18 protein-coding genes and 1 pseudogene are annotated in these 24,290 nt (G+C 48.3%); 16 read left to right on the top strand and 3 right to left on the bottom strand.

Features of this window, described 5'->3' with window-relative positions; genetic code table 11:
- The first annotated feature begins 49 nt into the window (after positions 1-49).
- From hrcA to B076_RS0107595, 14 genes and pseudogenes are all read left to right on the top strand, one after another.
- Positions 50-1,075: a heat-inducible transcriptional repressor HrcA gene (gene hrcA / locus B076_RS0107665; protein ID WP_028486791.1), complete on the top strand. Its 1,026-nt coding sequence runs from the start codon at positions 50-52 to the stop codon at positions 1,073-1,075.
- 102 nt (positions 1,076-1,177) lie between these two features.
- A pseudogene (gene grpE, locus B076_RS0107660) lies at positions 1,178-1,747 on the top strand (nucleotide exchange factor GrpE); the annotation flags it as partial.
- A 141-nt stretch (positions 1,748-1,888) separates the two neighbouring features.
- The gene (gene dnaK / locus B076_RS0107655) at positions 1,889-3,808 is read left to right on the top strand and encodes a molecular chaperone DnaK (RefSeq protein ID WP_028486789.1); all 1,920 of its coding nucleotides are present in this window, start codon (positions 1,889-1,891) and stop codon (positions 3,806-3,808) included.
- 228 nt (positions 3,809-4,036) lie between these two features.
- Entirely contained in the window at positions 4,037-5,212 is a 1,176-nt protein-coding gene (dnaJ, locus tag B076_RS0107645; RefSeq protein WP_028486788.1) for a molecular chaperone DnaJ, read from the top strand.
- A 30-nt stretch (positions 5,213-5,242) separates the two neighbouring features.
- Positions 5,243-6,055, top strand: coding sequence for a 4-hydroxy-tetrahydrodipicolinate reductase (gene dapB, locus B076_RS0107640; RefSeq protein WP_028486787.1), 813 nt, complete (start codon positions 5,243-5,245; stop codon positions 6,053-6,055).
- Between the two features lie 538 nt (positions 6,056-6,593).
- On the top strand, positions 6,594-7,727 hold the full coding sequence (gene carA, locus B076_RS0107635; RefSeq protein ID WP_028486786.1) for a glutamine-hydrolyzing carbamoyl-phosphate synthase small subunit: 1,134 nt from the start codon (positions 6,594-6,596) through the stop codon (positions 7,725-7,727).
- Positions 7,728-7,753: 26 nt separating this feature from the next.
- A complete protein-coding gene (gene carB, locus B076_RS0107630) occupies positions 7,754-10,969 on the top strand; it encodes a carbamoyl-phosphate synthase large subunit (protein WP_028486785.1) in 3,216 nt (1,071 codons plus the stop codon).
- A gap of 139 nt (positions 10,970-11,108) precedes the next feature.
- Complete coding sequence (greA, locus tag B076_RS0107625) at positions 11,109-11,585, top strand: transcription elongation factor GreA (RefSeq protein ID WP_028486784.1); 477 nt, start codon at positions 11,109-11,111, stop codon at positions 11,583-11,585.
- A gap of 91 nt (positions 11,586-11,676) precedes the next feature.
- The gene (locus tag B076_RS0107620; protein ID WP_157753538.1) at positions 11,677-12,150 is read left to right on the top strand and encodes a DUF4149 domain-containing protein; all 474 of its coding nucleotides are present in this window, start codon (positions 11,677-11,679) and stop codon (positions 12,148-12,150) included.
- Positions 12,151-12,271: 121 nt separating this feature from the next.
- Positions 12,272-12,625: a hypothetical protein gene (locus B076_RS0107615; RefSeq protein ID WP_028486782.1), complete on the top strand. Its 354-nt coding sequence runs from the start codon at positions 12,272-12,274 to the stop codon at positions 12,623-12,625.
- Between the two features lie 141 nt (positions 12,626-12,766).
- On the top strand, positions 12,767-13,525 hold the full coding sequence (locus B076_RS0107610; protein ID WP_038150955.1) for a ferritin-like domain-containing protein: 759 nt from the start codon (positions 12,767-12,769) through the stop codon (positions 13,523-13,525).
- Between the two features lie 11 nt (positions 13,526-13,536).
- Positions 13,537-14,196, top strand: a complete 660-nt coding sequence (locus tag B076_RS0107605; protein ID WP_038150953.1) for a class I SAM-dependent methyltransferase — start codon at positions 13,537-13,539, stop codon at positions 14,194-14,196.
- 17 nt (positions 14,197-14,213) lie between these two features.
- Entirely contained in the window at positions 14,214-15,098 is an 885-nt protein-coding gene (locus B076_RS0107600) for an ROK family protein (RefSeq protein WP_028486779.1), read from the top strand.
- Between the two features lie 129 nt (positions 15,099-15,227).
- Positions 15,228-16,769 (top strand): pyruvate kinase, encoded by a 1,542-nt coding sequence (locus tag B076_RS0107595; protein WP_051347245.1) that lies wholly within the window; start codon positions 15,228-15,230, stop codon positions 16,767-16,769.
- Positions 16,770-16,783: 14 nt separating this feature from the next.
- Here B076_RS0107595 and B076_RS0107590 read toward each other — a convergent pair whose 3' ends face one another.
- The 3 genes from B076_RS0107590 to B076_RS0107580 form a co-directional block, all read right to left on the bottom strand.
- The gene (locus B076_RS0107590) at positions 16,784-17,539 is read right to left on the bottom strand and encodes a VIT1/CCC1 transporter family protein (RefSeq protein ID WP_028486777.1); all 756 of its coding nucleotides are present in this window, start codon (positions 17,537-17,539) and stop codon (positions 16,784-16,786) included.
- Complete coding sequence (locus B076_RS12440; protein WP_051347244.1) at positions 17,536-18,021, bottom strand: YaiI/YqxD family protein; 486 nt, start codon at positions 18,019-18,021, stop codon at positions 17,536-17,538. The genes B076_RS0107590 and B076_RS12440 overlap by 4 nt, the downstream gene beginning before the upstream one ends.
- A gap of 142 nt (positions 18,022-18,163) precedes the next feature.
- Positions 18,164-19,507, bottom strand: coding sequence for an APC family permease (locus B076_RS0107580; protein WP_028486776.1), 1,344 nt, complete (start codon positions 19,505-19,507; stop codon positions 18,164-18,166).
- 304 nt (positions 19,508-19,811) lie between these two features.
- Here B076_RS0107580 and B076_RS0107575 point away from each other — a divergent pair, with 304 nt between their 5' ends.
- Positions 19,812-21,170: a DEAD/DEAH box helicase gene (locus B076_RS0107575; RefSeq protein WP_028486775.1), complete on the top strand. Its 1,359-nt coding sequence runs from the start codon at positions 19,812-19,814 to the stop codon at positions 21,168-21,170.
- Positions 21,171-21,607: 437 nt separating this feature from the next.
- Positions 21,608-24,136, top strand: coding sequence for a methyl-accepting chemotaxis protein (locus B076_RS13030; RefSeq protein WP_157753537.1), 2,529 nt, complete (start codon positions 21,608-21,610; stop codon positions 24,134-24,136).
- Positions 24,137-24,290: the final 154 nt, after the last annotated feature.

Raw genomic sequence — 24,290 nt, 5'->3', positions numbered from 1 at the left:
ACCTGTTTGGCATCCTATAATTTAGCACTCTAACCATGAGAGTGCTGGAATGTTAAACGACCGTTCACAACTTTTGTTTAAAAACTTAATGGGATTATACCTGAATGAAGGTAAACCGGTAGGTTCTACCACGCTCGCGAAGCTGCCCGAGATCGGATTAAGTTCGGCCACGGTCAGACATGTGCTAGCAGAGCTTGAAGGCATGGGCCTGATCCAGGCGCCACATACCTCGGCCGGAAGGGTGCCGACGGAAATGGGCTACCGGTTTTTTGTCGATTCGATGGTAACCTATCAGCCCATTTCAAAAAAGAATATCGCCACCATTCAGCAGCAGCTGTCGCCGGCTTTTAGTCAGGATGAGTTGTTGACGCATGCCTCGAAGGTGCTGTCGGGCATTACCGGAATGACCAGCATGGTGCTGATGCCGAACAAAGAACGCGAAATTCTCAAGCATATAGACTTTGTGAGCCTGAGCAATAAGCGTGTGCTGGTGGTGTTGCTGTTCAACGACCAAGACGTGCAGAACCGTATTATCGAGCTGGAAGAGCCGGTAACGGCCTCGGAATTGCAACAGACCGCTAATTTTCTCAACGAGCAGTTTGTCGGCAGGAATTTGGCGGAAGCCAAGTCGTTATTGGTCGAACGCATGCAGTCGATCCGTCAGAATATGAACAACTTGATGATGTCGGTGGTCGAGGCGACCGATTCAGTGTTGACTCAGCAGCTCGATCAGAAGCTGCCGTATTTGGTGTCGGGTAAGACCAATTTGTTGAATTATCAGGAGCTGGCCAATTCCGACAAGTTGCGCGCCTTGTTCGACTCGTTTGAGAAACATTCGGACATGCTCAGTCTGTTGGACAAAAGTCTGAAAGCGAAAGGGGTTCAGGTGTTCATCGGAAACGAGTGTGGCAGTCAGATCTATCAGGATTGCAGCATCGTCACCACACCTTATGAAGTGGAAGGCGAGGTATTGGGCGTGCTGGGCGTGGTCGGTCCCAGTCGTATGCATTATGAAAAAGTAGTGCCGAAAGTCGATGTAACCGCAAAAATTTTGAGCTCGCTCTTGAAAAAGTAGCTTGGCGTTCTTAGGTAATGGGAATTCAACCTAATTAATCAGTGACGCACCAGTTGCGGTTTTACTAAAAATTCATTTAAAGATTCATCTAATAGGAAAAGTGACGTGGCAGAAAATAAAGCAACGGAAAATCAGCAAGAAGAGCAAATCCCTACTGTAGACGAGAACAATGCCGAAGAAACCCTTGAGGACGTTCAAGAGGCGGTGCAAGACGATATTGAGGCCTTGTTGGAAGAAGCGCGTCAAGAAGCGGCTACGCATAAGGAGCTGGCGCTGCGTCTGCAGGCGGATATGGAAAACTTGCGTCGACGTACGCGTTTGGATGTTGAGAGTGCGCACAAGTATGCGTTGGAAAAATTCGTCAATGCCTTGATTCCGGCGATTGATTCCATGGAGCTGGGAATGGATGCGTCGATGAAAGAGGAAGCGACGGTTGAAAGTATCCGTGAGGGCGTGGAAGTGACCTTCAAGCAGATGCTGGATATTTTGCAGTCGTTCAATGTGGAGCGTGTCGATCCCATCAATGAAAAATTCGATCCACAGCTGCACGAGGCAATGACCATGGTGCCGTCACCGGATCATGAGTCGAATACGGTGATGGACGTGATTCAGAAGGGTTACACCTTGAATGAACGTTTGGTGCGTCCGGCGCGCGTGATTGTCGCTCAGTAAGTATTCAATGGAAACGGGTTATTGCTCATAAACTCAAGTTCGTCTAAAAAAATTACGATTAGGCTTGAAAAGCAAAACCCCAGCCCCATAAACGAAACAACGGTTAAAAAGTTTTAAAGAAATATTCTGGAGAAAATGCAAATGGCAAAAATTATCGGTATTGATTTAGGAACCACCAACTCTTGTGTGGCGGTCATGGAAGGCAAAGAAGTCAAGGTCATTCCTAATGCGGAAGGTGCACGTACGACCCCTTCAATCGTAGCTTACACGGCTGATGGAGAAGTTTTGGTTGGGGATTCGGCCAAACGCCAGGCGGTGACCAATCCGACCAACACCTTGTTCGCAATCAAACGTTTGATCGGTCGTCGTGCCGATGATGCGGTTGTGGCCAAAGACAAAGGTATGGTGCCTTATGAAATCGTCGCAGCGGATAACGGTGACGCTTGGGTTCAGGTAGGTGATAAGAAATTGTCCCCTCAGGAAGTATCGGCACGCACTTTGATGAAAATGAAAAAGACGGCGGAAGATTATCTGGGTCATGAAGTGACGGAAGCGGTCATCACCGTTCCGGCTTACTTCAATGATGCACAGCGTCAGGCGACCAAAGATGCCGGTAAGATCGCCGGGCTTGAAGTGAAGCGTATCATCAATGAACCGACTGCGGCCGCCTTGGCTTACGGCATGGATAAAGTTACTGCAGACAGCAAAATCGCGGTCTATGACTTGGGTGGGGGTACATTTGATATCTCGATCATCGAAGTGGCCGACCTGGACGGTGAGAAGCAGGTTGAAGTGCTTTCAACCAATGGTGACACCTTCCTGGGTGGTGAAGACTTCGATAACGTCATCGTCGACTATATCGCGGAAGAGTTCAAAAAAGATCAGAACGTGGATCTTAAATTGGACAAGTTGGCTTTACAGCGTGTGCGTGAAGCGGCTGAAAAAGCCAAAATTGAACTGTCTTCTCGTGAACAGACCGATATCAATTTGCCATATGTCACGGCAGATGCAACCGGTCCTAAGCACTTGAATATGAAAATTACCCGCGCCAAGTTTGAATCATTGATCGAAGCCTTGGTTAAGCGTTCAATCGATCCATGTAAAACAGCGCTTAAAGATGCGGGTCTTTCCGCTTCTGAAATCGACGATGTGATTTTGGTCGGTGGTTCAACGCGTGTGCCGATGGTTCAGGCTGCGGTTAAAGAGTTTTTCGGTAAAGAACCTCGTAAAGACGTCAACCCGGATGAAGCGGTTGCGATGGGTGCGGCGATTCAAGGTGGTGTCTTGTCTGGTGATGTAAACGATGTATTGCTTCTTGACGTGACTCCTCTGTCTCTAGGGATCGAGACCATGGGTGGCGTGATGACCAAGTTGATTGAGAAAAACACCACGATTCCGACTCGTAAGTCTCAGGTGTTCTCAACGGCTGAAGACAACCAGTCTGCGGTGACCATTCACGTGCTTCAAGGTGAGCGAGAAATGTCTTCTGGCAACAAGTCTCTAGGTCAGTTCAACCTGGATGAGATTCCACCGGCTCCTCGCGGCATGCCTCAGATCGAAGTGACCTTCGACATCGATGCCAACGGTATCTTGAATGTGTCTGCAAAAGACAAGAACTCTGGTAAAGAACAGCACATCACTATTCAAGCCTCTTCTGGTCTTTCAGAAGATGAAGTGGAAGCGATGATCAAGGATGCCGAAGCGCATGCGGCGGAAGATGCCAAAATGAAAGAGTTGGTTGAAGCACGCAACCAGGCGGATGCGATGGTTCATGCCACTCGCAAGATGGTAACGGATGCAGGTGATTCTGTGGACGCGGCTGAAAAAGAAGCGGTTGAAGCGGCCATTACCGAGCTTGAAGAAGCGATCAAAGGCGATGACAAAGCGGTTATCGAAGAGAAAACTCAGAAATTGATGGAAGCGAGTCAATCCATCGCTCAGAAAGCGCAAGCTCAGCAACAAGCCGGTGGTGCCGAAGCGGAACAGCAGGGGTCTGCAAAGGACACTGATGACGACATCGTTGATGCCGAGTTTGAAGAAGTGGATGATTCTAAAAAGTAATCATTAAACGACGTATCTCGTTATAATGCGTCGTGATTAATAGGCGGGCGACTCACTTGAGTGGCCCGTTTTTCTATTCGCCGCCTGAAACTGGGCGAGATTTTTTTAACCAAGTTAACATTCAAAAAGACGTTGTGGCCTCACGACAAAATCAGCAGGCCTGTCGGTTTTCAAGAAGCGCTTTTTGAATGTTAATTTCAATTTAAGTTGTATAAACACGAAGATACTATGAGCAAAAGAGATTATTACGAAGTTCTGGGGGTCGCTAAGACCGCATCCGAAGGTGAGATCAAAAAAGCTTATCGCAAATTGGCGATGAAATATCACCCTGACCGAAATCCGGACGACAAAAGCGCCGAAGATAATTTCAAGGAAGCTTCCGAGGCTTATGAGGTTTTATCCGACTCTCAGAAACGTGCGACCTATGACCAGTTTGGCCACGCCGGCCTGGATGGTCAGGGCGGTCATGGCGGCGGCTTCGGCGGAGGCGGTTTTGGTGATGCCTTCGGTGATATCTTCAGCGAAATGTTCGGTGGCGGCTTTGGTGGACAACGTGGCCCCCAGCCTGGAAACGATTTGCAGTATGAGTTGGAAGTTTCTTTGGAAGATGCGGTAGCCGGCACCACGGTGGATATTCGTATCCCGACCAAAGATGTCTGTGAAGCTTGTGATGGTACGGGTGCCGAACCCGGCTCGGATGTGGAGACCTGCCCAACCTGTCATGGTGCCGGGCAAGTGCGCATGCAGCAGGGCTTTTTTGCGGTCAATCGCACCTGTCCGACTTGTCATGGCCAAGGGAATATCATCAAGTCGCCTTGTAAGAAATGTCATGGTGAAGGCTTTACCCATAGTAATAAGACCTTGTCGGTCAAGATACCGGCTGGCGTCGATACCGGTGACCGTATTCGTCTTCAGGGAGAAGGTGAGGCTGGTGAGCCGGGTGCTCCGCGTGGCGATTTGTATGTACGGATTCGAGTTAAAAAGCATCCTATTTTCGAACGCGACGGAAACAGCTTATACTGCGAGTTGCCATTGAGTTTCGCTACCGCGGCATTGGGTGGTTCGGTCGAGGTTCCGACGCTAGGCGGCAAGGCCAGCCTTAAGGTGCCGGCAGGGACGCAATCTGGACAACGTTTTAAACTGAGCGGCAAAGGGGTGAAGTCGGTTCGTTCCTCTTATGTGGGCGATTTGATCGTTCAGGTGAATATCGAAACGCCGGTGAAGCTGACGGCACGCCAGAAAGAGTTGTTGCAGGAGTTTGATGAAAGTCTGCAAGGCAAGCATTACAAACAGCACAGCCCCAAATCGCACTCTTTCTTTGATTCGGTGAAATCTTTTTTCACGGGTGATGACGAGGGTGATAAATCTTCCAAAAAAGATGATAATGGCCCTTGGAACGGTTAATTGCCCGACTAAAAGAGAAAGGATGATAGAGTGAAAAGTGAATACAGAGTGGCCATTATCGGTGCATCCGGACGTATGGGAAAAAACTTGATTGCTGCAGTTGAGCAGGTCGAAGGTTTGACGGTGAGCGCTGCAATTGAACGTCCCGAGAGCAGCTTGATTGGTGCGGATGCAGGGGAACTGGCGGGAATAGGTAAGCTGGGCGTGGCCATTGTCGGTGATTTGGAATCGGTGGTGGATGAGTTTGATGTGTTGATCGATTTCACCACCCCGGCCACCACTGTCCGTAACTTGGATGTGTGCGCACGCAATGCTAAAAAAATTGTCATTGGTACAACCGGTTTTGATGAGTCCGGATTGGCGGCCATTGATCAAGCGGCAGAAAAAATTGCTGTGATTTTTGCAGCCAATTTCAGTGTGGGCGTGAATCTTTGTTTGAAGCTTTTGAAGCAAGCGGCTGAAGTGCTGAATGACGGTTACGATATCGAAGTGATCGAAGGGCATCATCGTCATAAGGTGGATGCACCATCTGGAACTGCGTTGAGAATGGGAGAAGTGGTCGCCGATACCTTGGGACGCAACTTGAAAGAGTGTGCGGTTTACGGTCGAGAAGGCATTACCGGCGAACGTGACCCAAATACCATCGGGTTTGCCACCGTACGTGCCGGTGATATTGTTGGAGATCATACGGTATTGTTTGCCACGGAAGGAGAACGTGTTGAGATCACCCACAAAGCGTCCAGTCGCATGACGTTTGCCAAAGGTGCGGCGCGATCCTGTTTGTGGATTCAAGATAAGAAAAAAGGTCTTTTTGATATGCAGGATGTATTGAACCTGCGTTAAGTTCGATACTTTTGTTATACAAAAGGCGCCCAATGTGGGCGCTTTTTGGTTTTAGGGGAATGCGTCAATCCGTTCAAGAACTCATTGCCTCAGAGACAGCACTTTTTAATATAGAAGTCGGTTTGGAATCTAAAAAACGTGTAAATCGGTAAGTTTCTCTATTTGCTTCTAAAAGAGGGCATCACTCATGCTTGTCATGCGATATGAATCGAATTTTGAATAACGTGCAGGCGTGCTCGAAAGGCAGAACGCAAATCCGGCTCAAGAGTTCGAATTTAGACTGATTTCAGCCTAGACATTAAAGCGCTAATCGAGTAAAATCCGCCTAATTCAAATCTACGACTAAAATTAACGGTTTAGTGGTTGTTTACGAGGTATTTCGCAGAGATGACTGAAAGTCATTTAGCAAACTAGAAAACGGAGTGAGTCCCTGCAAGGGGGCTGGCTCCGTTTTTTTATGTGCGATTTTTACCTGGCGGCTAGCTACTTCGAATTTTGGTTTTGAAAACAGACATTCTATCTTGGGCGGACACATTACATGACACAGGCTTTACTGGCTTTAGAAGACGGAACCCTATTTTGGGGGACATCACTGGGTGCAGAAGGGGAGACCGTTGGGGAAGTGGTGTTTAACACCTCTTTGACCGGTTATCAGGAAATTCTCACCGATCCTTCCTATTTCAAACAGATTGTGACTTTGACTTACCCGCATATCGGTAATGTCGGGGTTAATGCTGAAGATGAAGAGTCGCCGAGCATTATGGCGCAAGGCTTGGTGGTGAAAGATTGTCCGGCACTGATGAGTAACTTCAGAGCGCAAAAGAGCTTGCCCGAATACCTGAAAGAACAGAACGTGGTGGCGATCGCCGACATCGATACCCGAAAGTTGACGCGCATTCTGCGTGACAAAGGGGCTCAGTCGGGTGTCATCGTGGCCGGTGAGAACATCGATGCCGATGATGCGGTTGCCAAAGCCAAGGCGTTCAGCGGACTGAAGGGATTGGATCTGGCTAAAGAGGTGACCACTTCGGAAACCTATGTATGGACCGAAGGTACCTGGGCATTAGGCGAAGGCCATAAGGATTGCTCCTCAAACCAGGATTATCATGTAGTGGCTTTCGACTATGGCGTCAAACGCAATATCCTGCGCATGCTCGCCGACCGTGGTTGTAAACTGACGGTCGTGCCTGCCAAAACCTCAGCCCAAGAGGTGTTGGCACTGAATCCAGATGGTGTTTTTCTGTCTAATGGCCCTGGAGATCCGCAACCCTGTGACTATGCCATCGAAGCCATTCAGGAGATTCTGAAGACCGACATCCCAGTGTTTGGAATTTGTCTGGGGCATCAGTTGTTGGCTTTGGCCAGTGGCGCACAGACGGTGAAAATGAAATTCGGACATCATGGAGCCAACCACCCGGTTCAGGATATGGACAGCAAGAAGGTGATGATCACTTCCCAGAACCACGGGTTTGCGGTTGACGAATCGAGTCTGCCGGCCAACTTGAGTGCAACCCACAAATCTTTGTTTGACGGATCTCTGCAAGGGATTCAACGTACCGATAAAGCGGCATTCAGCTTCCAGGGACATCCGGAAGCGAGCCCAGGGCCGCATGACGTGGCTCCATTGTTTGATCAGTTTATAGCCAATATTCAAGCTTATAAAAAAGCTTAACGATAATAGATAGGAAGAAGTTAGAAATGCCAAAAAGAAGTGATATTCAAAGTATTCTCATCATTGGTGCCGGCCCTATTATTATCGGTCAGGCCTGCGAATTCGATTATTCTGGGGTGCAGGCTTGTAAGGCTCTGAAAGAAGAAGGTTACCGCGTTATTCTGGTGAACTCCAATCCGGCGACTATTATGACCGATCCGGAATTGGCAGACGCCACCTACATCGAACCCATCGAGTGGAAAACGGTTGAAACCATCATCGCCAAAGAACGTCCGGATGCGATTCTACCGACCATGGGCGGGCAGACCGCATTGAACTGTGCGTTGGATCTGCATGACAAAGGGATTCTTGAGAAATACAACGTCGAGTTGATCGGTGCCGATGCTGATGCCATCGACAAAGCCGAAAACCGTGACCGTTTCCGTCAGGCGATGAATAAAATCGGTTTGGACATGCCGGTTTCCGCCGTCGCGCATAATATGGAAGAGGCTTGGGAAATTCAGAAACAAGTTGGATACCCGACGGTCATCCGTCCTTCCTTTACTCTCGGAGGCTCAGGTGGCGGGATTGCTTACAACAAAGATGAATTCGAGCAGATCTGTAAATTCGGTTTGGACCTTTCCCCAACCAAAGAGTTGTTGATTGAAGAATCGATTCTGGGTTGGAAAGAGTATGAAATGGAAGTGGTACGTGACAAAAATGATAATTCCATTATTGTCTGTTCCATTGAAAACCTGGATCCAATGGGGGTGCATACCGGTGATTCGATCACTGTTGCGCCGGCGCAAACCTTAACCGATAAAGAGTATCAGATCATGCGTAACGCCTCTTTGGCGGTGTTGCGTGAAATCGGGGTGGAAACTGGCGGTTCCAATGTGCAGTTCTCCATCAACCCGGAAACGGGACGCATGATCATTATCGAGATGAATCCTCGTGTGTCGCGCTCTTCGGCTTTGGCTTCCAAAGCAACCGGTTTCCCAATCGCTAAGGTGGCGGCGAAACTGGCGGTCGGTTATACGCTGGATGAGTTGCAGAACGACATCACCAACGGTGCGACTCCGGCGTCTTTTGAGCCGACCATCGATTACGTGGTCACCAAAATCCCGCGTTTTACGTTCGAGAAATTCCCGCAAGCCCAGCAACGTCTCTCCACCCAAATGAAATCGGTGGGTGAGGTGATGGCAATGGGCCGTAACTTCCAGGAGTCGATTCAGAAAGCCTTGCGTGGTTTGGAAACCGACAAGAACGGTTTTGATGAAATCATGCCGTTGGCGACCATGGATGAAAAAGAGGTTAAGGATGTGTTGCGTCAAGAATTACGCAACCCGGGTCCGGAACGTTTGTGGTATGTGGCCGATGCATTCCGTGCGGGCTGGAGTTTGGAAGATGTGTTCGACAGCTCCAAAATCGACCCTTGGTTCCTGGCTCAGATCAAAGAATTGATTGATATGGAAGACGATGTCAAACAGCGCGGTCTGGATGCGTTGGATGAGGTGTCTTTACGTCAGTTGAAACGTAAAGGCTTCTCAGACAACCGTATCGCCCAGCTACTGAATACCGACGCGGCTTTCATTCGCAAATTCCGCCATACTTTGAACATCCGCCCGGTTTATAAACGTGTGGATACTTGTGCCGCTGAATTCGAGACATCAACGGCCTATATGTATTCGACCTATGATGAAGAGTGCGAAGCCAACCCGACCGATCGCGATAAGATCATGGTTTTGGGTGGCGGACCGAACCGTATCGGACAAGGGATCGAATTCGATTATTGTTGTGTGCATGCGGCGATGGCCATGCATGATGACGGTTATGAAACCATTATGGTCAACTGTAATCCGGAAACCGTATCGACCGACTACGACACTTCGGATCGTCTGTATTTTGAGCCTTTGACGCTGGAAGATGTGTTGGAGATTGTCGAAGTCGAGAAACCTAAAGGGGTGATTGTTCAGTACGGTGGCCAAACGCCTCTGAAATTGGCCGAAGCTTTGGAAGAGGCCGGGGTGCCGATTGTGGGGACATCACCTGAGTCAATTGATTTGGCGGAAGACCGTGAGCGTTTCCAGCAGTTGCTGCAAAACCTGGATTTACAGCAGCCGCCTAACCGTACTGCACGCAGTGAAGATCAGGCTTTGGTTTTGGCGAACGAGATCGGTTATCCGTTGGTAGTGCGCCCTTCTTACGTATTGGGTGGACGTGCGATGGAAATCGTCTATTCTGATGCCGACTTGTCGCGTTATATGACCGAAGCGGTGAAAGTTTCCAACGACTCACCGGTTCTACTGGATCGTTTCTTGGACGACGCGGTTGAGTTGGATGTGGATGCGATTTGCGACGGCGAATCCGTGGTCATTGGTGGCATTATGGAGCACATCGAGCAAGCCGGTATCCACTCCGGTGATTCGGCTTGTTCCTTGCCGCCATACAGCATCTCCAAAGAGATCCAGGATCAGATTCGCGTTCAGGTCGAGAAGATGGCCAAAGCCTTGGGTGTGGTCGGTTTGATGAATACCCAGTTTGCTATCAAAGGCGATGAGATTTACGTTTTGGAAGTCAATCCGCGTGCCTCGCGTACCGTGCCGTTTGTATCCAAAGCCATTGGCAAGCCTCTAGCCAAGATTGCTGCACGTTGCATGGTCGGTCAAAAACTGGAAGACCAAGACTTTACCAGCGAAGTCACGCCAAGCTACTATTCGGTCAAAGAAGCGGTGTTCCCGTTTATCAAGTTCTTGGGTGTGGATCCGATTCTTGGGCCTGAGATGAAGTCGACCGGTGAGGTGATGGGGATTGGAGCCAGTTTTGCACAGGCCTATTCAAAAGCCCAATTGGCTGCCGGTACGGTCTTGCCTCAGTCCGGTACAGCCTTCTTGAGTGTGCGTAAGGCGGATCGACAGCGCGTGATCGAGTTAGCCAAGATTTTGAATGCAAAAGGTTTCAAGGTGGTTGCGACTCGCGGAACTGCAAGTTCGCTCAAAGAAGCGGGTGTCGAGTGTGAAGTGGTCAATAAGGTAACGGAAGGGCGTCCTAACATTGTCGATTCCATCGTCAACGAAGAGATCGCTTTGATCGTCAACACCTCGGACGGATCCGTGAGCATTCAGGATTCATCGAGCATCCGTCGTGAAGCATTGATGCACAAAACCTGTTACACCACCACCATGGCGGGTGCGTTTGCGATGGTGGCGGCCATGGATTTCCTTGAAGATCAGCCGGTGACGCGCCTGCAAGATCTGCAATAAAGTCTTTTCAACTTTTTATGACGCCAAAGTCCGGATAGAATGGGCTTTGGCGTTTGTGTTTTATTTTGAGGGGTTTTTGTTCAAGAACTTGGTTCATGCAAAGATCTTTTAGAGATAGGTTATTTAAGGAAGAAGATGTATGGATAAGCATCCCATGACAAAAGAAGGCGCAGAAGCGCTTCAGGTTGAATTAAACCGACTGAAAAAAGAAGAACGTCCGCGTATTACGGAAGCCATTGCCGATGCGCGTGAACATGGGGATTTGAAAGAAAATGCCGAATACCATGCGGCACGTGAACAGCAGGGTTTGGTTGAAGCGCGCATCAAGCAGATTGAAGCAACGCTGGCACATGCACAAGTCATTGATGTGACCAAGTTGAATCCAAATGGAAAAATCGTTTTTGGTGCCACCGTCACGGTGCTTAATTTGGATACCGAGGCTGAGGTGACCTATAAGATTGTCGGCCATGAAGAGGCGGACGTGTCGGCCAACAAGATTTCAATCAACTCTCCGATCGCTCGTGCCTTGATTGGCAAGGAAGAGGGCGATGAAGTCATCGTTGCCGCGCCCAGCGGAAATATTGATTATGAAATCGTCGAGATTGAATATATCTAGGTATCTGGTTTTGCGTTTTCAATAAACATTAAGCCGTTTCTAAAGCCTGTAAATGATTTATTTGCAGGCTTTTGTTTTATGGAGAGTGGGCATGACAATCACATACCGTTTCAAACGAAGCCTGAGCCTGTTAGTTTGTTCGGTGGGTTTGCTATTATCGGTTTATTTGGCGGTGATCGGTTATGTGGTTGCGCCACTTCTGTTTGATACCCTGTCTGATCAGGAAGCCGGTAAATTGGTTGGGCAGCTATTGCACTCGGCAAACTGGGTGGTGTTGACAGGCCTGCTGGTTTTGCTCGTGATCAAATGGATCGGGTATCGAGGGCTGCACTCTCTGTGGATGCTGGTTGTGGCGTTTATGTTCACGGCGATCAGTCATTTTGGCCTGAGTCCAAAGATGCAGTCGATTAAGGAGTCGGTTGGCTACGAACTGGTTCATTCCAGCGCCCAGTGGCGAGAGTTCATGATGTGGCATGGCCTGTACCAACTGCTGTTTTTAAGCCTGATACTCCTGCTTGTTGTTTGGTCGATACGTAACCTCAATAGCTTGCTTGATCGAACTTAATCAAATGATAAAAAAAGTTTATAAGCATTTAATTATTTTCTAACTCTTTTTAGGTTGCAATTTAGTCTAAATGCCGTCAGAATTAACCCGTTATAGAGACAAACCAATCCGGAGTTTATTAATGAAAAACTTAACACTTAAAGCTTTATTTATTTCTGCTTTCGCAGCACTATCTTTGAACGTTCAAGCAGCTGACACCTATGGCCAGTGCGTTGCAGATGCAGAAAATGTTATTGCTACAGCTAAGAAAGACGGTGGTCCTGCTGCTCGCGAAATCGAGCAAAAGACAACTGTTGACGAATGTAAGGCAGAGTTGGCAGCAATCGAAGCTAAATATGGTGACAAAACTAAAGGGCTAAACCCTTCTTCAGTGATGACTCCAGAAGATCGTGCAAAATGGGCAAAATTGTTTGATGCGATCGATGCTAAAAAATTCACTGGTACTCGTTACAACATGGCGGCTTATTACCGTTAATTTTGTACAGCCAGTACAGTTATAAAAAGCCGGTTTTTACCGGCTTTTTTAGTTTTATGCCCCTCATTTTGGCTAATGCTGCGTCTCTCCCTGGATACCGATATGAAAAAAAATTTATTTGAAGCGGCCTTTGACTGCCTGATGGAAAAAGACCTTAATCAGAAAGTTCAGAAATTGGCTCAGTTGCAGGTTGATTGGTCCGAAGACCGATTTGATTTCACGCCGACTGATGAGGTGGTTCGTATCCCGGATCCAGGCCGTCCCGAGAAGCCTGATTTGGTTTCCCCTAAGGAACTCCCGCGCCGAGGTTTGGGAACTTTAGAAGGGCATGCTTCCTTGATGCATTCCATTGCCCATATTGAATTCAATGCCGTCAATCTGGCTTTGGACGCACTCTATCGATTTCAAGATTTGCCTTATGAATACTACCGCGACTGGTTGGGCGTGGCCGGAGAGGAGTCCTATCACTTCCAGATGATCCGTGAGCACCTGAATCACCTTGGCTTTGAGTACGGCGATATGCCCGCGCATAATGGCTTGTGGTTGACCACTTATGAAACCGATCATGATCCGTTGATTCGTATGGCGTTGGTGCCGAGAACGCTTGAGGCCAGAGGGTTGGATGTGACGCCGCCGATGATTCAGAAGTTGCGTGCAATCGGCGATAAACGCGGTGTTGAAATTCTAAAAATCCTGCTGCGTGATGAAATTGGTCATGTAGAAGTGGGGACACGCTGGTTCCGTTATTTGTGCGCGCAACAAGACTTGAATCCGTTTGCCCAATTTCAGCATATCGTCGAGCATTATTTTCACGGCGATCTGCGTGGCCCTTTCAATTACGAGGCGCGATCTGAAGCCGGCTTTTCCGACGAAGAGATCGCCTGGCTTAAAACCCTGTAATGGACTGTCTGATGGAACCATATTTAACCGCCAAACAACGTTTAAGAATCCAGACCCGTCATAAGGCCTCCATTGAGCAATACGGTTATCAGCCTCAGGCGTTGTTTTGGAGCAGCCGCGAAATTCAGCAAATCCGTTTTCATAAGTTGTGTGAGATTTTATCCTCAAAACAAAACCAGCAGGCCTGTTCGGTTTTGGATGTGGGTTGCGGCTTTGGCGATTTAAACACCTATTTGCAACAGCAGGGCTTTGATGTCGACTATCTTGGCATCGATTTGAGCGAGGACATGGTGCAGAGTGCGCGTTTTCAGCATCCGGGCATTCAGGTTCAGACCGGTGACCTATTTGATTTGAATCCCGCTGAAAATGCCTATGACTATGTGTTTTTATCCGGTGCGCTTAATGAAGTGGTGGAAACCGACATTGAAGGAACCGCTGAGCATAAAGGGCGTTATGCCAAAGCGGTGATCGCCCAAATGTATAGAGCATGCCGACAAGGTGTGGCGTTTAATCTATTGGATGGCCGCCATCCTTGGGTGCAAAGTCGGCCTGATTTGCAAAGTTTTTTGCCCAATGAGATAGTTGAGTACTGTCAGTCGTTTGCGCACAGGGTCAGCTGGGTCGACGGTTATTTGGACAATGATTTTACGGTGTATTTATACAAGTCGTGATAGAGGGCGAAAAGCCGATGCGTATCGGAATCGATTTAGGCGGAACTAAAATTGAGATTATCGCTATGGATGAGACTGGACAGGTCTTATTGCAGAAACGGGTTCCGACTCCCAGAGGTGATTATCCGGCGACCGTCGCCGCCATCTGCCGACTGGTGGAGAAAGCCGAGCAGGTTTTGGGGCAACAAGGATCGCTAGGGGTCGGCATTCCCGGTTCGGTTTCGCATAAGACGGGGAAAATCAAAAATGCCAATTCCACCTGGTTGATTGGGCAGGATTTGCAGGGCGATTTGCAAACCGCCTTAAGGCGGGAAGTCAGGCTGGCGAATGACGCCAACTGTTTTGCCTTGTCCGAAGCCGTTGATGGGGCTGCAAAAGGTGCGGAAGTGGTATTTGGCGTGATCATCGGAACCGGTTGCGGCGGCGGTGTGGTCGTCAATCGCCAAGTTGTGAACGGCATCAACGCCATAGGCGGCGAGTGGGGGCATAATCCGCTACCGTGGACCAGAGCCGAAGATGAACTCATGGAGTGTTATTGCGGTCTTAAAGGCTGCAATGAAACCTTTTTGTCCGGCAGCGGTGTTCAGGCACATTATCAAAAACGCACAGGCCTGTCCAAAACCGTACAGCAAATTGAGGCGTTGAGCCAGCAAGGAGATGCGGTGGCCGAAAAGCTGATGCGGGATTATTCGTTATGGCTGGCGAAAGGGCTGGCGAGTGTCATCAACCTGCTGGATCCAGATGTGATCGTCCTGGGTGGCGGTATGTCGAACATCAAACGGCTATATTCCGAGGTGCCCGAATTATGGGGGGACTGGGTATTCAGTGATGAGGTCAGTACCCGACTGCTTCCTCCAAAATACGGAGATTCAAGTGGCGTGCGAGGTGCTGCCTGGCTCTAAGGCGATTCAAATTAATGGGTTGTCGGAAAATGTGACTAAGCTGAATGAGTCTTTCACAAAAGCGTCAAACTAGCCTTGAGTTATGGGTTCTATAATCGAATTCTATTCTTATTAGAGTCGGTTGTTGTCATGTCTGAAAATATACCTTATCGCTGTCACTCTCTTCCCGAGCTGTTCCGAGACTTGATGCAAATGAAGCAACGGATCATTGCTGGGACCGAAAGTGAACTTCAAAATCTGTCGTTAGAATCAACCCATCAGGATGCACTGTACAGCATCATGAATGTCCTGAACTATGTGGTGATGCGTCGAGAGGCGTTGCACTCTTTGCAATCGCGTTTGGCGCAAGCCGGCCTTTCTTCTTTGGGGCGGGTTGAACCCCATGTGATGAACAATATCGATGCGGTGTTGGATGTCCTTTCTAAAGCGGTTTCCTGTACGGATTATGAGAGCTTGGAAGCCTCTCAATGTGTCGACTATGATGGTGGTTATCGCATGCTTAAACAGCGGGCACAAAGATTATTCGGCCCGCCTCATTCCCTGCGTTCTGAATACATTATGGTGACCATGCCGACAGAAGCCGCCGAGGATATCAGCCTGGTTGAAAGTTTAATGGAGGCGGGCATGGACGCGGCCCGCATTAACTGTGCGCATGATGACGAAACCGTGTGGACGCAGATGATCGCCAACATCCGCCAAGTAGCTGAAAAACACAACAGAAAGTGCCCAATCCTAATGGATTTGGCCGGGCATAAAATACGCACTGGTCAGGTTTACATGCCGGGTAAAAAAAACGTGAAAAAAGCGCAATCAGCCAAAAAGTTTCCGCGATTGCATGATCTGGATTGGCTGGTTTTGTGCAAGGAAACCGATAATCCGAAACGCTTTTTTGAGGAGTTTGATGTGCCGGTTGGGGTGGCTGCTACTTGTACCTATCCCGATGTGATTGACTTGGTAGAGGTAGGGCAGAGCCTATGGATTGATGATGGAAAAATCGGAACCATCATTAAACAAAAATCAGAACAGGCGTTATTGTTGCAAGTGACCCAAGTCGGACCTAAAGGGGTGCGCCTCAAAGAAGAAAAAGGCCTGAATTTTCCGGAAACAGTTTTGAATCTTCCAACCTTGAGTGAAAAAGACCTTCAGGATGTGCAGTTTGTCAGTCAGTATGCCGATCTGGTGGGACTGTCCTTTACCGAAAGTCCAGAAGATGTCTTGAATTTAAGAGAGAAACTTTCTTTTTTGGGCAGGAAAGAACTCCCGATTGTAGCGAAAATAGAGACTGCAGATGCGGTGCGCCAACTGCCGCAAATCATTGTTCAGGCGCTGGCTCATAATATCGATATCGGCATCATGATTGCCCGGGGAGATCTGGCGGTGGAATTGGGCAGCGTGCGGATGGCCGAGATTCAGGATGAAATTTTAAGATTATGCGAGGCGGCTCATGTACCCGTGGTTTGGGCTACCCAAGTATTGGAATCCTTGGCGAAGAGGGGCACCATTTCCCGGCCTGAAATCAGCGATGCGGCCATGGCACAAAGAGCCGAATGCGTGATGCTGAATAAGGGGCCTTATATTGCAACGGCCGTTGAGATATTAAGTGGCGTTCTGCAACGCATGGAAGCGCATCAGTTCAAAAGCCATACCCATATGCGCGCGCTTCACTGGTAAAGCTTTGCCATGTCTCAAGCGATGCCAAACAGTTCGCGTAGAATGTAACCCGTTAAAAAGGCCAGACTGGCAGCAGCCCCTCCGGTTAAAAGCGTGCTGAAACCAGAGCGTAAAATGGGTTTGAATAGAAACAGGCTTTTCAGGCTGCCGATCAAAAAGAACATGATACCGGCCAAAATGGCACTGAACAGGAATTGAGTGTTCATTTCCATAGCCGGTACCAAAAAGGGTATTAAAGGGATCGCACCGACCAATACAAATGCAATAAAGGTGGTCAGGGCTGCTCGAACCGCATTGGGTGATCCTTTTTGAAGGCCATGCTCTTCAGTCAGCATGGTATCAATCCATAAGTTTTTGTCTTGGCTGATGGTGTCTACAATTTCCTCAAGCACGGTTCCGCTAAAGCCTTTATTCTGGAAAATCTGTCGAATCTCTTCACGTTCGCCTTGTGGAATCTGTTCGATATGCTCTTTTTCAATACGGCGAAGGTTGTCGGTAAATTCCTGTTGGGCTTTGTTCGCCTCATAGTTGCTGACTCCCATGCTAAAACCGTCCGCGAAGAGATTGGCAAAGCCCAATACCAAAGCAACCGTTGGTGAAAATCCGGCGCCAAAGGCACCGGACACCACCGCAAAGGTGGTGACGCAGCCATCTATTCCGCCCAATACCGCATCCGAAACGTTTTGCGATTTGGGTGGTTGGCTCAAACGTTCGGCAATGACTTCGGGCCGGTGTTCGTGTTCCAGTTTTTCTTGAGGGCTCTGTTTCATTCCGTCTTACCATTCAATTCCGCGTGACTTGAATTTTTGACCTGTTCGGTCAATAAACGGTCCAGTTGGTTGGCAAAAGCCTGGCGATCTCCTTGGTTCAATGAGGCTGGGCCGCCGGTCTCGACTCCACTGGAACGCAAGCTCTCCATGAAATCACGCATATTGAGGCGCGCGCGGATATTGCTTGACGTATATAAATCTCCGCGCGGGTTCAGGGCGATCCCACCTTTTTCAATGACTTCCGCAGCCAATGGAATGTCGGCGGTAATCACCAGGTCGCCGGGGGTTAAACGTTGCACAATGGCATTGTCGGCGACATCAAATCCGTGGTTGACTTGCAGAAAGTGAATAAACTTCGAGGGCGGAATGCGCAAGTTGTGATTGGCTACGAGCGTGGTGCTTACCTGTGAGCGGTTGGCCGCTCGGAATAGAATTTCCTTAATCACTACCGGACAAGCGTCGGCGTCTACCCATATTTTCATTTCAGAGTTCTTTACATTTTAAAATTGGCTACAGCATAGCATTTTTGCGTTATATCGGCTTGGCATTCAAAATCGAAAATGAGCAGGCCTGTTCATTTTACTATCTAAGTTGAGTGGGGCGGAAGCCACTTGAGAGTGCCGCTTAATTTAATAAAGACAGTCGCTTTTTGCGATGTTGATTCCTTGCATATAACCAGGCTCCCAGGGTTAATAAAATGTAAATGACCACAATGAAAACCATCTGATCAGGTTGTTCGGAAATTTCATAGTAGAAAATCATTAAGGTTGCCATGCCAAGACCAAACAATGAGCCGAGCGTAATCAAGGGCGAAGAGTGGGTTTTATCGCGGATTGTAAAGTTGGCATAAGCCATCAGCAGTGAGACAATCAGGAAGGTGACACTGCCGAACTTAAGAATCACTTCCAGACTGCCTGAGAGCACCAGTAAAAAGGCCAAGGAGGACATGACCAGTATGGCGTTGACCGGAATGCGTTCGGAGCGATTGCTTAAAAAGGCCGGCAGATAATGGTCATCGGCAATGGCCGCCATCTGTCGGGAGGCACCGAAAACGGTTCCACTGATTGCGCTGCTGGTCGCCAATAGTGCTCCAATAATGACCAATTCGGTCCCCAGATGCCCTAATACTTTGTCGGCTCCTGAAGCCAGGGCGTACTCTTTGTTTTGAATAATGTCATCAAACGGTATGGACAGGATCGCGCCTAAGGAAATGACCAGATAAATCAGAACCGCCAGGAAGATGGCCGAGTAGATGGCGCGTGGGATGTTTTTTTCCGGTTGTTCCATTTCATTGACTGCATTGATGACCAATTGAAACCCCTCATAGGCGACAAAGGTAATTGAGGCTACGATTAAGATGTCCAGAACGGTGGTGTCGCCATTGCTTTCCAGTAAAGTCGGCAAGGTGGTGTTGCTGTGGTTGATCAAAACAAATGAGATAACCACCAATATGACGAGCTTGGTGTAGACCATCAGGTCCTCGATTTTTCCCATCCCTTTGACGCTCAGAACATTGATTAAGGTGAATAGGCCGATGATGGAACCGGCTACCAGTTTGCGGATCCAGTCGCTGTCGGCAAAGGCGAACCCACTGATGGCATAGGATGCGAAGGTGTAAGAATAGAGTGCCAGGGTGCTGATGTATCCAAACACCACACACCAGCCGATCAAAGAGGCCGCAAAGGGGGATTTTGGAAAGGTTTTTTTATAAAAGGCGTAGGTTGCGCCTTCATCCTTATAGTAGACGCCGAGTTTGATGTAGGAATACGCAGCCATAGCCGCGACCAGCCCTCCCAAGGCGATGGCAAGTGGTGTGTAGACACCGATCATGGCGACCGAGATGCCCAGAATGGTGAAAATTCCGCCGCCGACCATTCCGCCGAGCGCAATGGCGATGAGCTCAGGCACCCCTAATGTCTTATTGCGTGCTCGATGAACTGAGGGTGTGGGCTGAAGTGGAAGTTTCATAAGGGAATTTATGCCTTTGTATATCAACAATTTAGAAAATCAACGCGGGCAATACGTCAGAGGTTTTTCTTGCCCAATTTTACAAAATAGACTGGTATAAGCAATCTTAACAATAAAAAAGCGAGGAATGACCATTAATCATGAATGTAGGCTGACTGTTTGCCAATTAGATGCGCAAATGATAGTAATTTACAACCACTTACTGTAAGCTATACCCCATTTTGTTCGAATGCCGCCTAGGCGTTCCGAGTCCTAAAGCAAAACACGATCACGATCCTATTTTTTATTAAGAGACACCACATTTATGAGCTTTGCCTCCCTGGGGTTATCCGCCCCGATTCTTGAAGCTGTAGCCGAGCAGGGCTACGAAACCCCATCCCCGATTCAAACCCAAGCCATTCCGGCGATCATTCAAGGCAAAGATGTGATGGCTGCCGCCCAGACTGGAACAGGTAAGACCGCCGGTTTTACCTTGCCGATTTTAGAACGGCTTTCCAAAGGCGAACGCCCCAAAGCCAATCAGGCGCGTGCTTTGATTTTAACCCCTACCCGCGAACTGGCGGCACAGGTGGCGGAAAGTGTGGAACTTTATGGTAAAAAATTGCCACTGAAATCCACAGTGGTATTCGGCGGCGTTAAGATCAACCCGCAGATGATGCGTTTGCGTCAAGGTGTGGATGTCCTGGTCGCCACACCGGGGCGTTTATTGGATTTATACAACCAGAACGCCGTGAAATTCAATCAACTGGAAGTGTTGGTATTGGATGAAGCCGATCGCATGCTGGACATGGGCTTCATCCACGATTTGAAAAAAATCATGGCGTTGCTGCCCAAGAATCGTCAGAACCTATTGTTCTCAGCAACCTTCTCCGAAGACATTCGCAGACTGGCCAAAGGTCTGGTCAATGACCCGGTGGAGATTTCAGTCGCGCCGCGCAACACCACCGCAAAATCGGTAGAACAGTGGATTTGTCCGGTCGATAAAAAACAGAAATCGGCCTTATTGACGCAGTTGATTGCCGACAACCGCTGGGAGCAGGTGCTGGTGTTTACCAAAACCAAACATGGCGCCAACCGCCTGACTCAGCAGCTGGAAAAATCCGGCATTAAAGCCGCCGCCATTCACGGCAATAAAAGTCAGGGTGCGCGTACCCGTGCCTTGGCGGAGTTCAAAAAAGGCGCAGTGAGAGTGTTGGTGGCAACCGATATCGCGGCACGCGGATTGGATATCGATCAATTACCGCATGTCGTCAACTTTGATTTGCCGAATGTCGCCGAAGATTATGTGCACCGTATCGGCAGAACCGGAAGAGCCGGTGCCACCGGTGAAGCGATCTCATTGGTCAGTGCCGATGAAGCCAAACTGTTATTTGATATCGAGCGTTTGATCGGCAACCTGTTGCCGCGCAAGGTCATGGATGGATTTGAACCGGATCATGATGTTCCGGCTTCACGTCTGGATACCCGACCAATTAAACCGAAAAAGCCGAAGAAGCCTAAAAAACCTCGCGTTGAGCATAAGGACGGACAAAGATCCGGTGAAAATGCCCAAGGTCATAAAGCGGGTGGCACTAAAAGGCCAACGGGTGCGGGTCCTTGGCGTTCAGGCGGGCGAGCAGGCAATCGAAGCCGACGCAACAGTGAGGGCGGCAACCAAAAATAATCGACATTGCTCGATACCATGGTTTTTTTATTCTGGCTTTTACTATCCCTATCTTGGGAATAACTCCAGACTGTTCTTACTCTTTTGAGCGGTCATACAGGCCTGCTGATTCTTGGCGGGCTTTAAATCTTATTCTGTATCAGTGCCTCCTTGGCGCTCTGACTTTTAACGTTCATTAAAACTCGACGCATTCCTGTTATTGTTGCATGTTTATTTGTTTTTAAAGTCGCTGGCTGTGAGCGGAGAATATTCGGTTTCTTTTGGGGTGAACATAATAATTTGATAGCGCCTTTATTTAGGTGGGATATACTTGAGCCATAAGTAATTAACCAGGTGCCATTAACCATTTTAATAATGTGGTTTATCCAAATGGCCGCACGGTTGAATTACATTTTGCTTTTTTAAATATAAAAATAATGAGTGTTGAGGGTACTGGAGTGAACAGTGAATTGGTTGTCGGCAGAACGCTGATGCAGAATATCGGTATTTATTTTCTGTCTTTGATTGTTATCAGTGGGATTGGCTTTGCCACTTATCTGAATTTGGAGTCGGAATACGAAGCCAAGTTTAATACATTGAAAATGCAACTTGATGAAAAAGAGCGCTTACTCAATGACATCCAATTTGAAATGGGTTACGGGCATTTCATTCATAATTTCAAAAACTATGTCATTCGCGGTGAAAGCGACTATCGAACCCAAAGTTATTCGGCCAAATTGAAAAAGAATGGTGAAAATATCCTCAGTAATATTGAGCGTTATCGTCAGTTTGAACAGCTCAATCCGATTGAAACAGAAGGCTTGAATACCATTCAGAATGTCGTCAATCAATATCTTACGATGCTTGATAAGGTGACCCAGCTTAGAATGTCTGGCGTGAGCGTTCCTGAAATGGACGCTGCCGTGGTGGTGGATGACCGCGCCGCAATGGATGCTTTTGTAAAATGGTATGACTATTTAACAGTCAGTTCGACGGAAAAAACCCGGCAATTGAACGAGGAGCTTTTTCAGGCAGAGATCATCAATGTGTTGGTGGTGTTTTTGGTTGCTTTGATGGTGAGTTTGCTGGCCTTTGAATTTTTCATTCGCCGGGCAGTGATCAAACCGGTCATCCATCTGCAATCCTGGTTGAATCGCATCTGTACCGATCCGAACAATATCGATTGGAGTACGGAGGTGCCGATTGAAGGCGCTCGTGAAATCAAGCAACTGGAACTTTTGCTACAAAGAATGTTGTGTCGAATCCATGATCAGGTCGACCAGCTGAATTCGGTGAAAACCGTGGTCGACCAAAGCAGCTCAAATGTGATGCTGGCGGATGACGACTTGAACATCACTTATATGAATGAAGCGATTATTCAAACCCTGAAATCCGTGGAAAAAGACATTCAAAAAATGTTGCCGCATTTTTCGACCCAAGAATTGATTGGTAAGAATATCGATATTTTCCACGTTCATCCCGAACACCAGCGCAAGCTGTTGGCTGAATTGACGGATACTTATACCGCTAATTTGAAACTGGGTGAATTGCATTTGCAGATCATCGTCAATCCAGTTTGGGATAAAGCGGGAAAACGCACCGGCTTTGTGACCGAATGGAAAGACGTGACCCAGAGCGCCAAACTCGAGGAGATGCAGATTGCGGTTGAGGAAAATCTGAAAGTGATGGTCGAAAAGGCCGCTAAAGGCCATATCGGAGCGCAAATCGATGTGTCACAGCTGGATGGCTTTGTGCATGACCTAGGCGAACAAATCAATTTTATGTCAAGAGCCATTCATGAGGCCAATGATAAGATTTCCAATGTGATTCAGTCGCTGGCAAAAGGGGATTTGACCCATCGGGTTGAAGGCGATTACGAAGCCGATTTGGGGGCGATGAAAGACGCCATCAACAGTTCTATGGATAACTTGTCTGCCATCATGGCGGAGGTGAATGTCGCCATTCAGGATATTGCGGTCGATATTCATGCCACGACCGAACGCAACGCTAACCTTTCCAGCCGCATTCAGCAACAGGCGGCGTCTATCGAAGAGACGGCGGCGACGATGGAGCAGATGACCGCTGCGGTGCGCAACAATGCCGACAATGCCCAACAGGCTAACGATCTGACGGTTCAGGCAAGCCAGACCACCCGTCAGGGTGCTGAGATCATGAAGCAGACCATTCAGGCGATGCAAGGGATTAAAGAATCCAGTGATCAGATTGAGCAGATTATCGGTTTGATCGATTCAATTGCTTTCCAGACCAACTTATTGGCTTTGAACGCGGCGGTGGAAGCGGCTAGAGCGGGCGAACATGGACGCGGTTTTGCCGTAGTGGCTGGTGAAGTGCGCAATCTCGCCGGTAAGTCGGCGGATGCGGCCAAAGAGATTAAAGGTCTGATTGACCGTTCTGTCACCCAAGTAGAAGAGGGAACCAAACTGGCTGAAGAATCGGGCGCTTCTTTGAGTGAAATCAGCCAATCTATCAGCCAAGTCACCGAAATGGTCAGTGAGATTGCGGCGTCTTCTTTGCAACAGTCACAAGGCATAGAGCAACTTAATCAGGCTATGGTGTCATTGGATAAAAACACTCAAGAAAATGCCCATTTGGTTGAACTGTCTGCGGCAACAGTGGAGTCAATCTCCAATCAATCCGAACATTTGGTTGATCGTATTCAGCAGTTCCGAATTTCCGAACGTTTTGTTGATCAAGTTAAGGCGCAGGCCCAGCAGAATAAAGTGGCGCTGCCAACACCTGAGCAGAAACCAACGGCTACTTCCAAGGCGGATGAACAAGAAGTTTTTAAAAGAACTCAGCTGAAAGCGGTGACAAAAGCGCATAAAAATGAACAAGCCGATTCGCGTGAATCCAGGGTTGAATCAGCTCGTGCCGGGTCGAAATCACATTCGACCCCCACTCAGACTGCCAAGTCGAAAGAGGCTACTAAGCCTGTTCAGAGCGAAGAAGAGTGGGCCGAGTTTTAATCGCTTGAAACGCCTTTAAAATCTTTTAAATCAGAAAAAGCCGTCGTAAGACGGCTTTTGGTTTTATTTGTCAGGGTTTAGGCGGTACTTTAGGGTTAGGTAAGAGTGTGAATTGCCTGTAAACATTATTAACCAGCTTTTTATGGGGAGAGAG

The sequence above is a fragment of the Thiomicrorhabdus chilensis DSM 12352 genome, assembly GCF_000483485.1.
In the GTDB taxonomy this organism is placed as follows: Bacteria; Pseudomonadota; Gammaproteobacteria; order Thiomicrospirales; family Thiomicrospiraceae; genus Thiomicrorhabdus; species Thiomicrorhabdus chilensis.
The sequence above is the reverse complement of the archived record's forward strand: the minus strand, read 5'-3'. Positions and strand labels throughout refer to the sequence as shown.

Bases quoted from the DNA above. Each gene is read 5' to 3' on its own strand.
- B076_RS0107620 (WP_157753538.1), top strand. From the start codon at position 11,677: ATGACAATCACATACCGTTTCAAACGAAGCCTGAGCCTGTTAGTTTGT.
- B076_RS12440 (WP_051347244.1), bottom strand. From the start codon at position 18,021: ATGAAAATATGGGTAGACGCCGACGCTTGTCCGGTAGTGATTAAGGAA.
- B076_RS0107610 (WP_038150955.1), top strand. From the start codon at position 12,767: ATGGAAAAAGACCTTAATCAGAAAGTTCAGAAATTGGCTCAGTTGCAG.
- B076_RS0107575 (WP_028486775.1), top strand. From the start codon at position 19,812: ATGAGCTTTGCCTCCCTGGGGTTATCCGCCCCGATTCTTGAAGCTGTA.
- dnaK (WP_028486789.1), top strand. From the start codon at position 1,889: ATGGCAAAAATTATCGGTATTGATTTAGGAACCACCAACTCTTGTGTG.
- B076_RS0107605 (WP_038150953.1), top strand. From the start codon at position 13,537: ATGGAACCATATTTAACCGCCAAACAACGTTTAAGAATCCAGACCCGT.
- B076_RS0107595 (WP_051347245.1), top strand. From the start codon at position 15,228: ATGTCTGAAAATATACCTTATCGCTGTCACTCTCTTCCCGAGCTGTTC.
- carA (WP_028486786.1), top strand. From the start codon at position 6,594: ATGACACAGGCTTTACTGGCTTTAGAAGACGGAACCCTATTTTGGGGG.
- greA (WP_028486784.1), top strand. From the start codon at position 11,109: ATGGATAAGCATCCCATGACAAAAGAAGGCGCAGAAGCGCTTCAGGTT.
- hrcA (WP_028486791.1), top strand. From the start codon at position 50: ATGTTAAACGACCGTTCACAACTTTTGTTTAAAAACTTAATGGGATTA.
- B076_RS0107580 (WP_028486776.1), bottom strand. From the start codon at position 19,507: ATGAAACTTCCACTTCAGCCCACACCCTCAGTTCATCGAGCACGCAAT.
- dnaJ (WP_028486788.1), top strand. From the start codon at position 4,037: ATGAGCAAAAGAGATTATTACGAAGTTCTGGGGGTCGCTAAGACCGCA.
- B076_RS0107615 (WP_028486782.1), top strand. From the start codon at position 12,272: ATGAAAAACTTAACACTTAAAGCTTTATTTATTTCTGCTTTCGCAGCA.
- B076_RS0107600 (WP_028486779.1), top strand. From the start codon at position 14,214: ATGCGTATCGGAATCGATTTAGGCGGAACTAAAATTGAGATTATCGCT.
- B076_RS0107590 (WP_028486777.1), bottom strand. From the start codon at position 17,539: ATGAAACAGAGCCCTCAAGAAAAACTGGAACACGAACACCGGCCCGAA.
- carB (WP_028486785.1), top strand. From the start codon at position 7,754: ATGCCAAAAAGAAGTGATATTCAAAGTATTCTCATCATTGGTGCCGGC.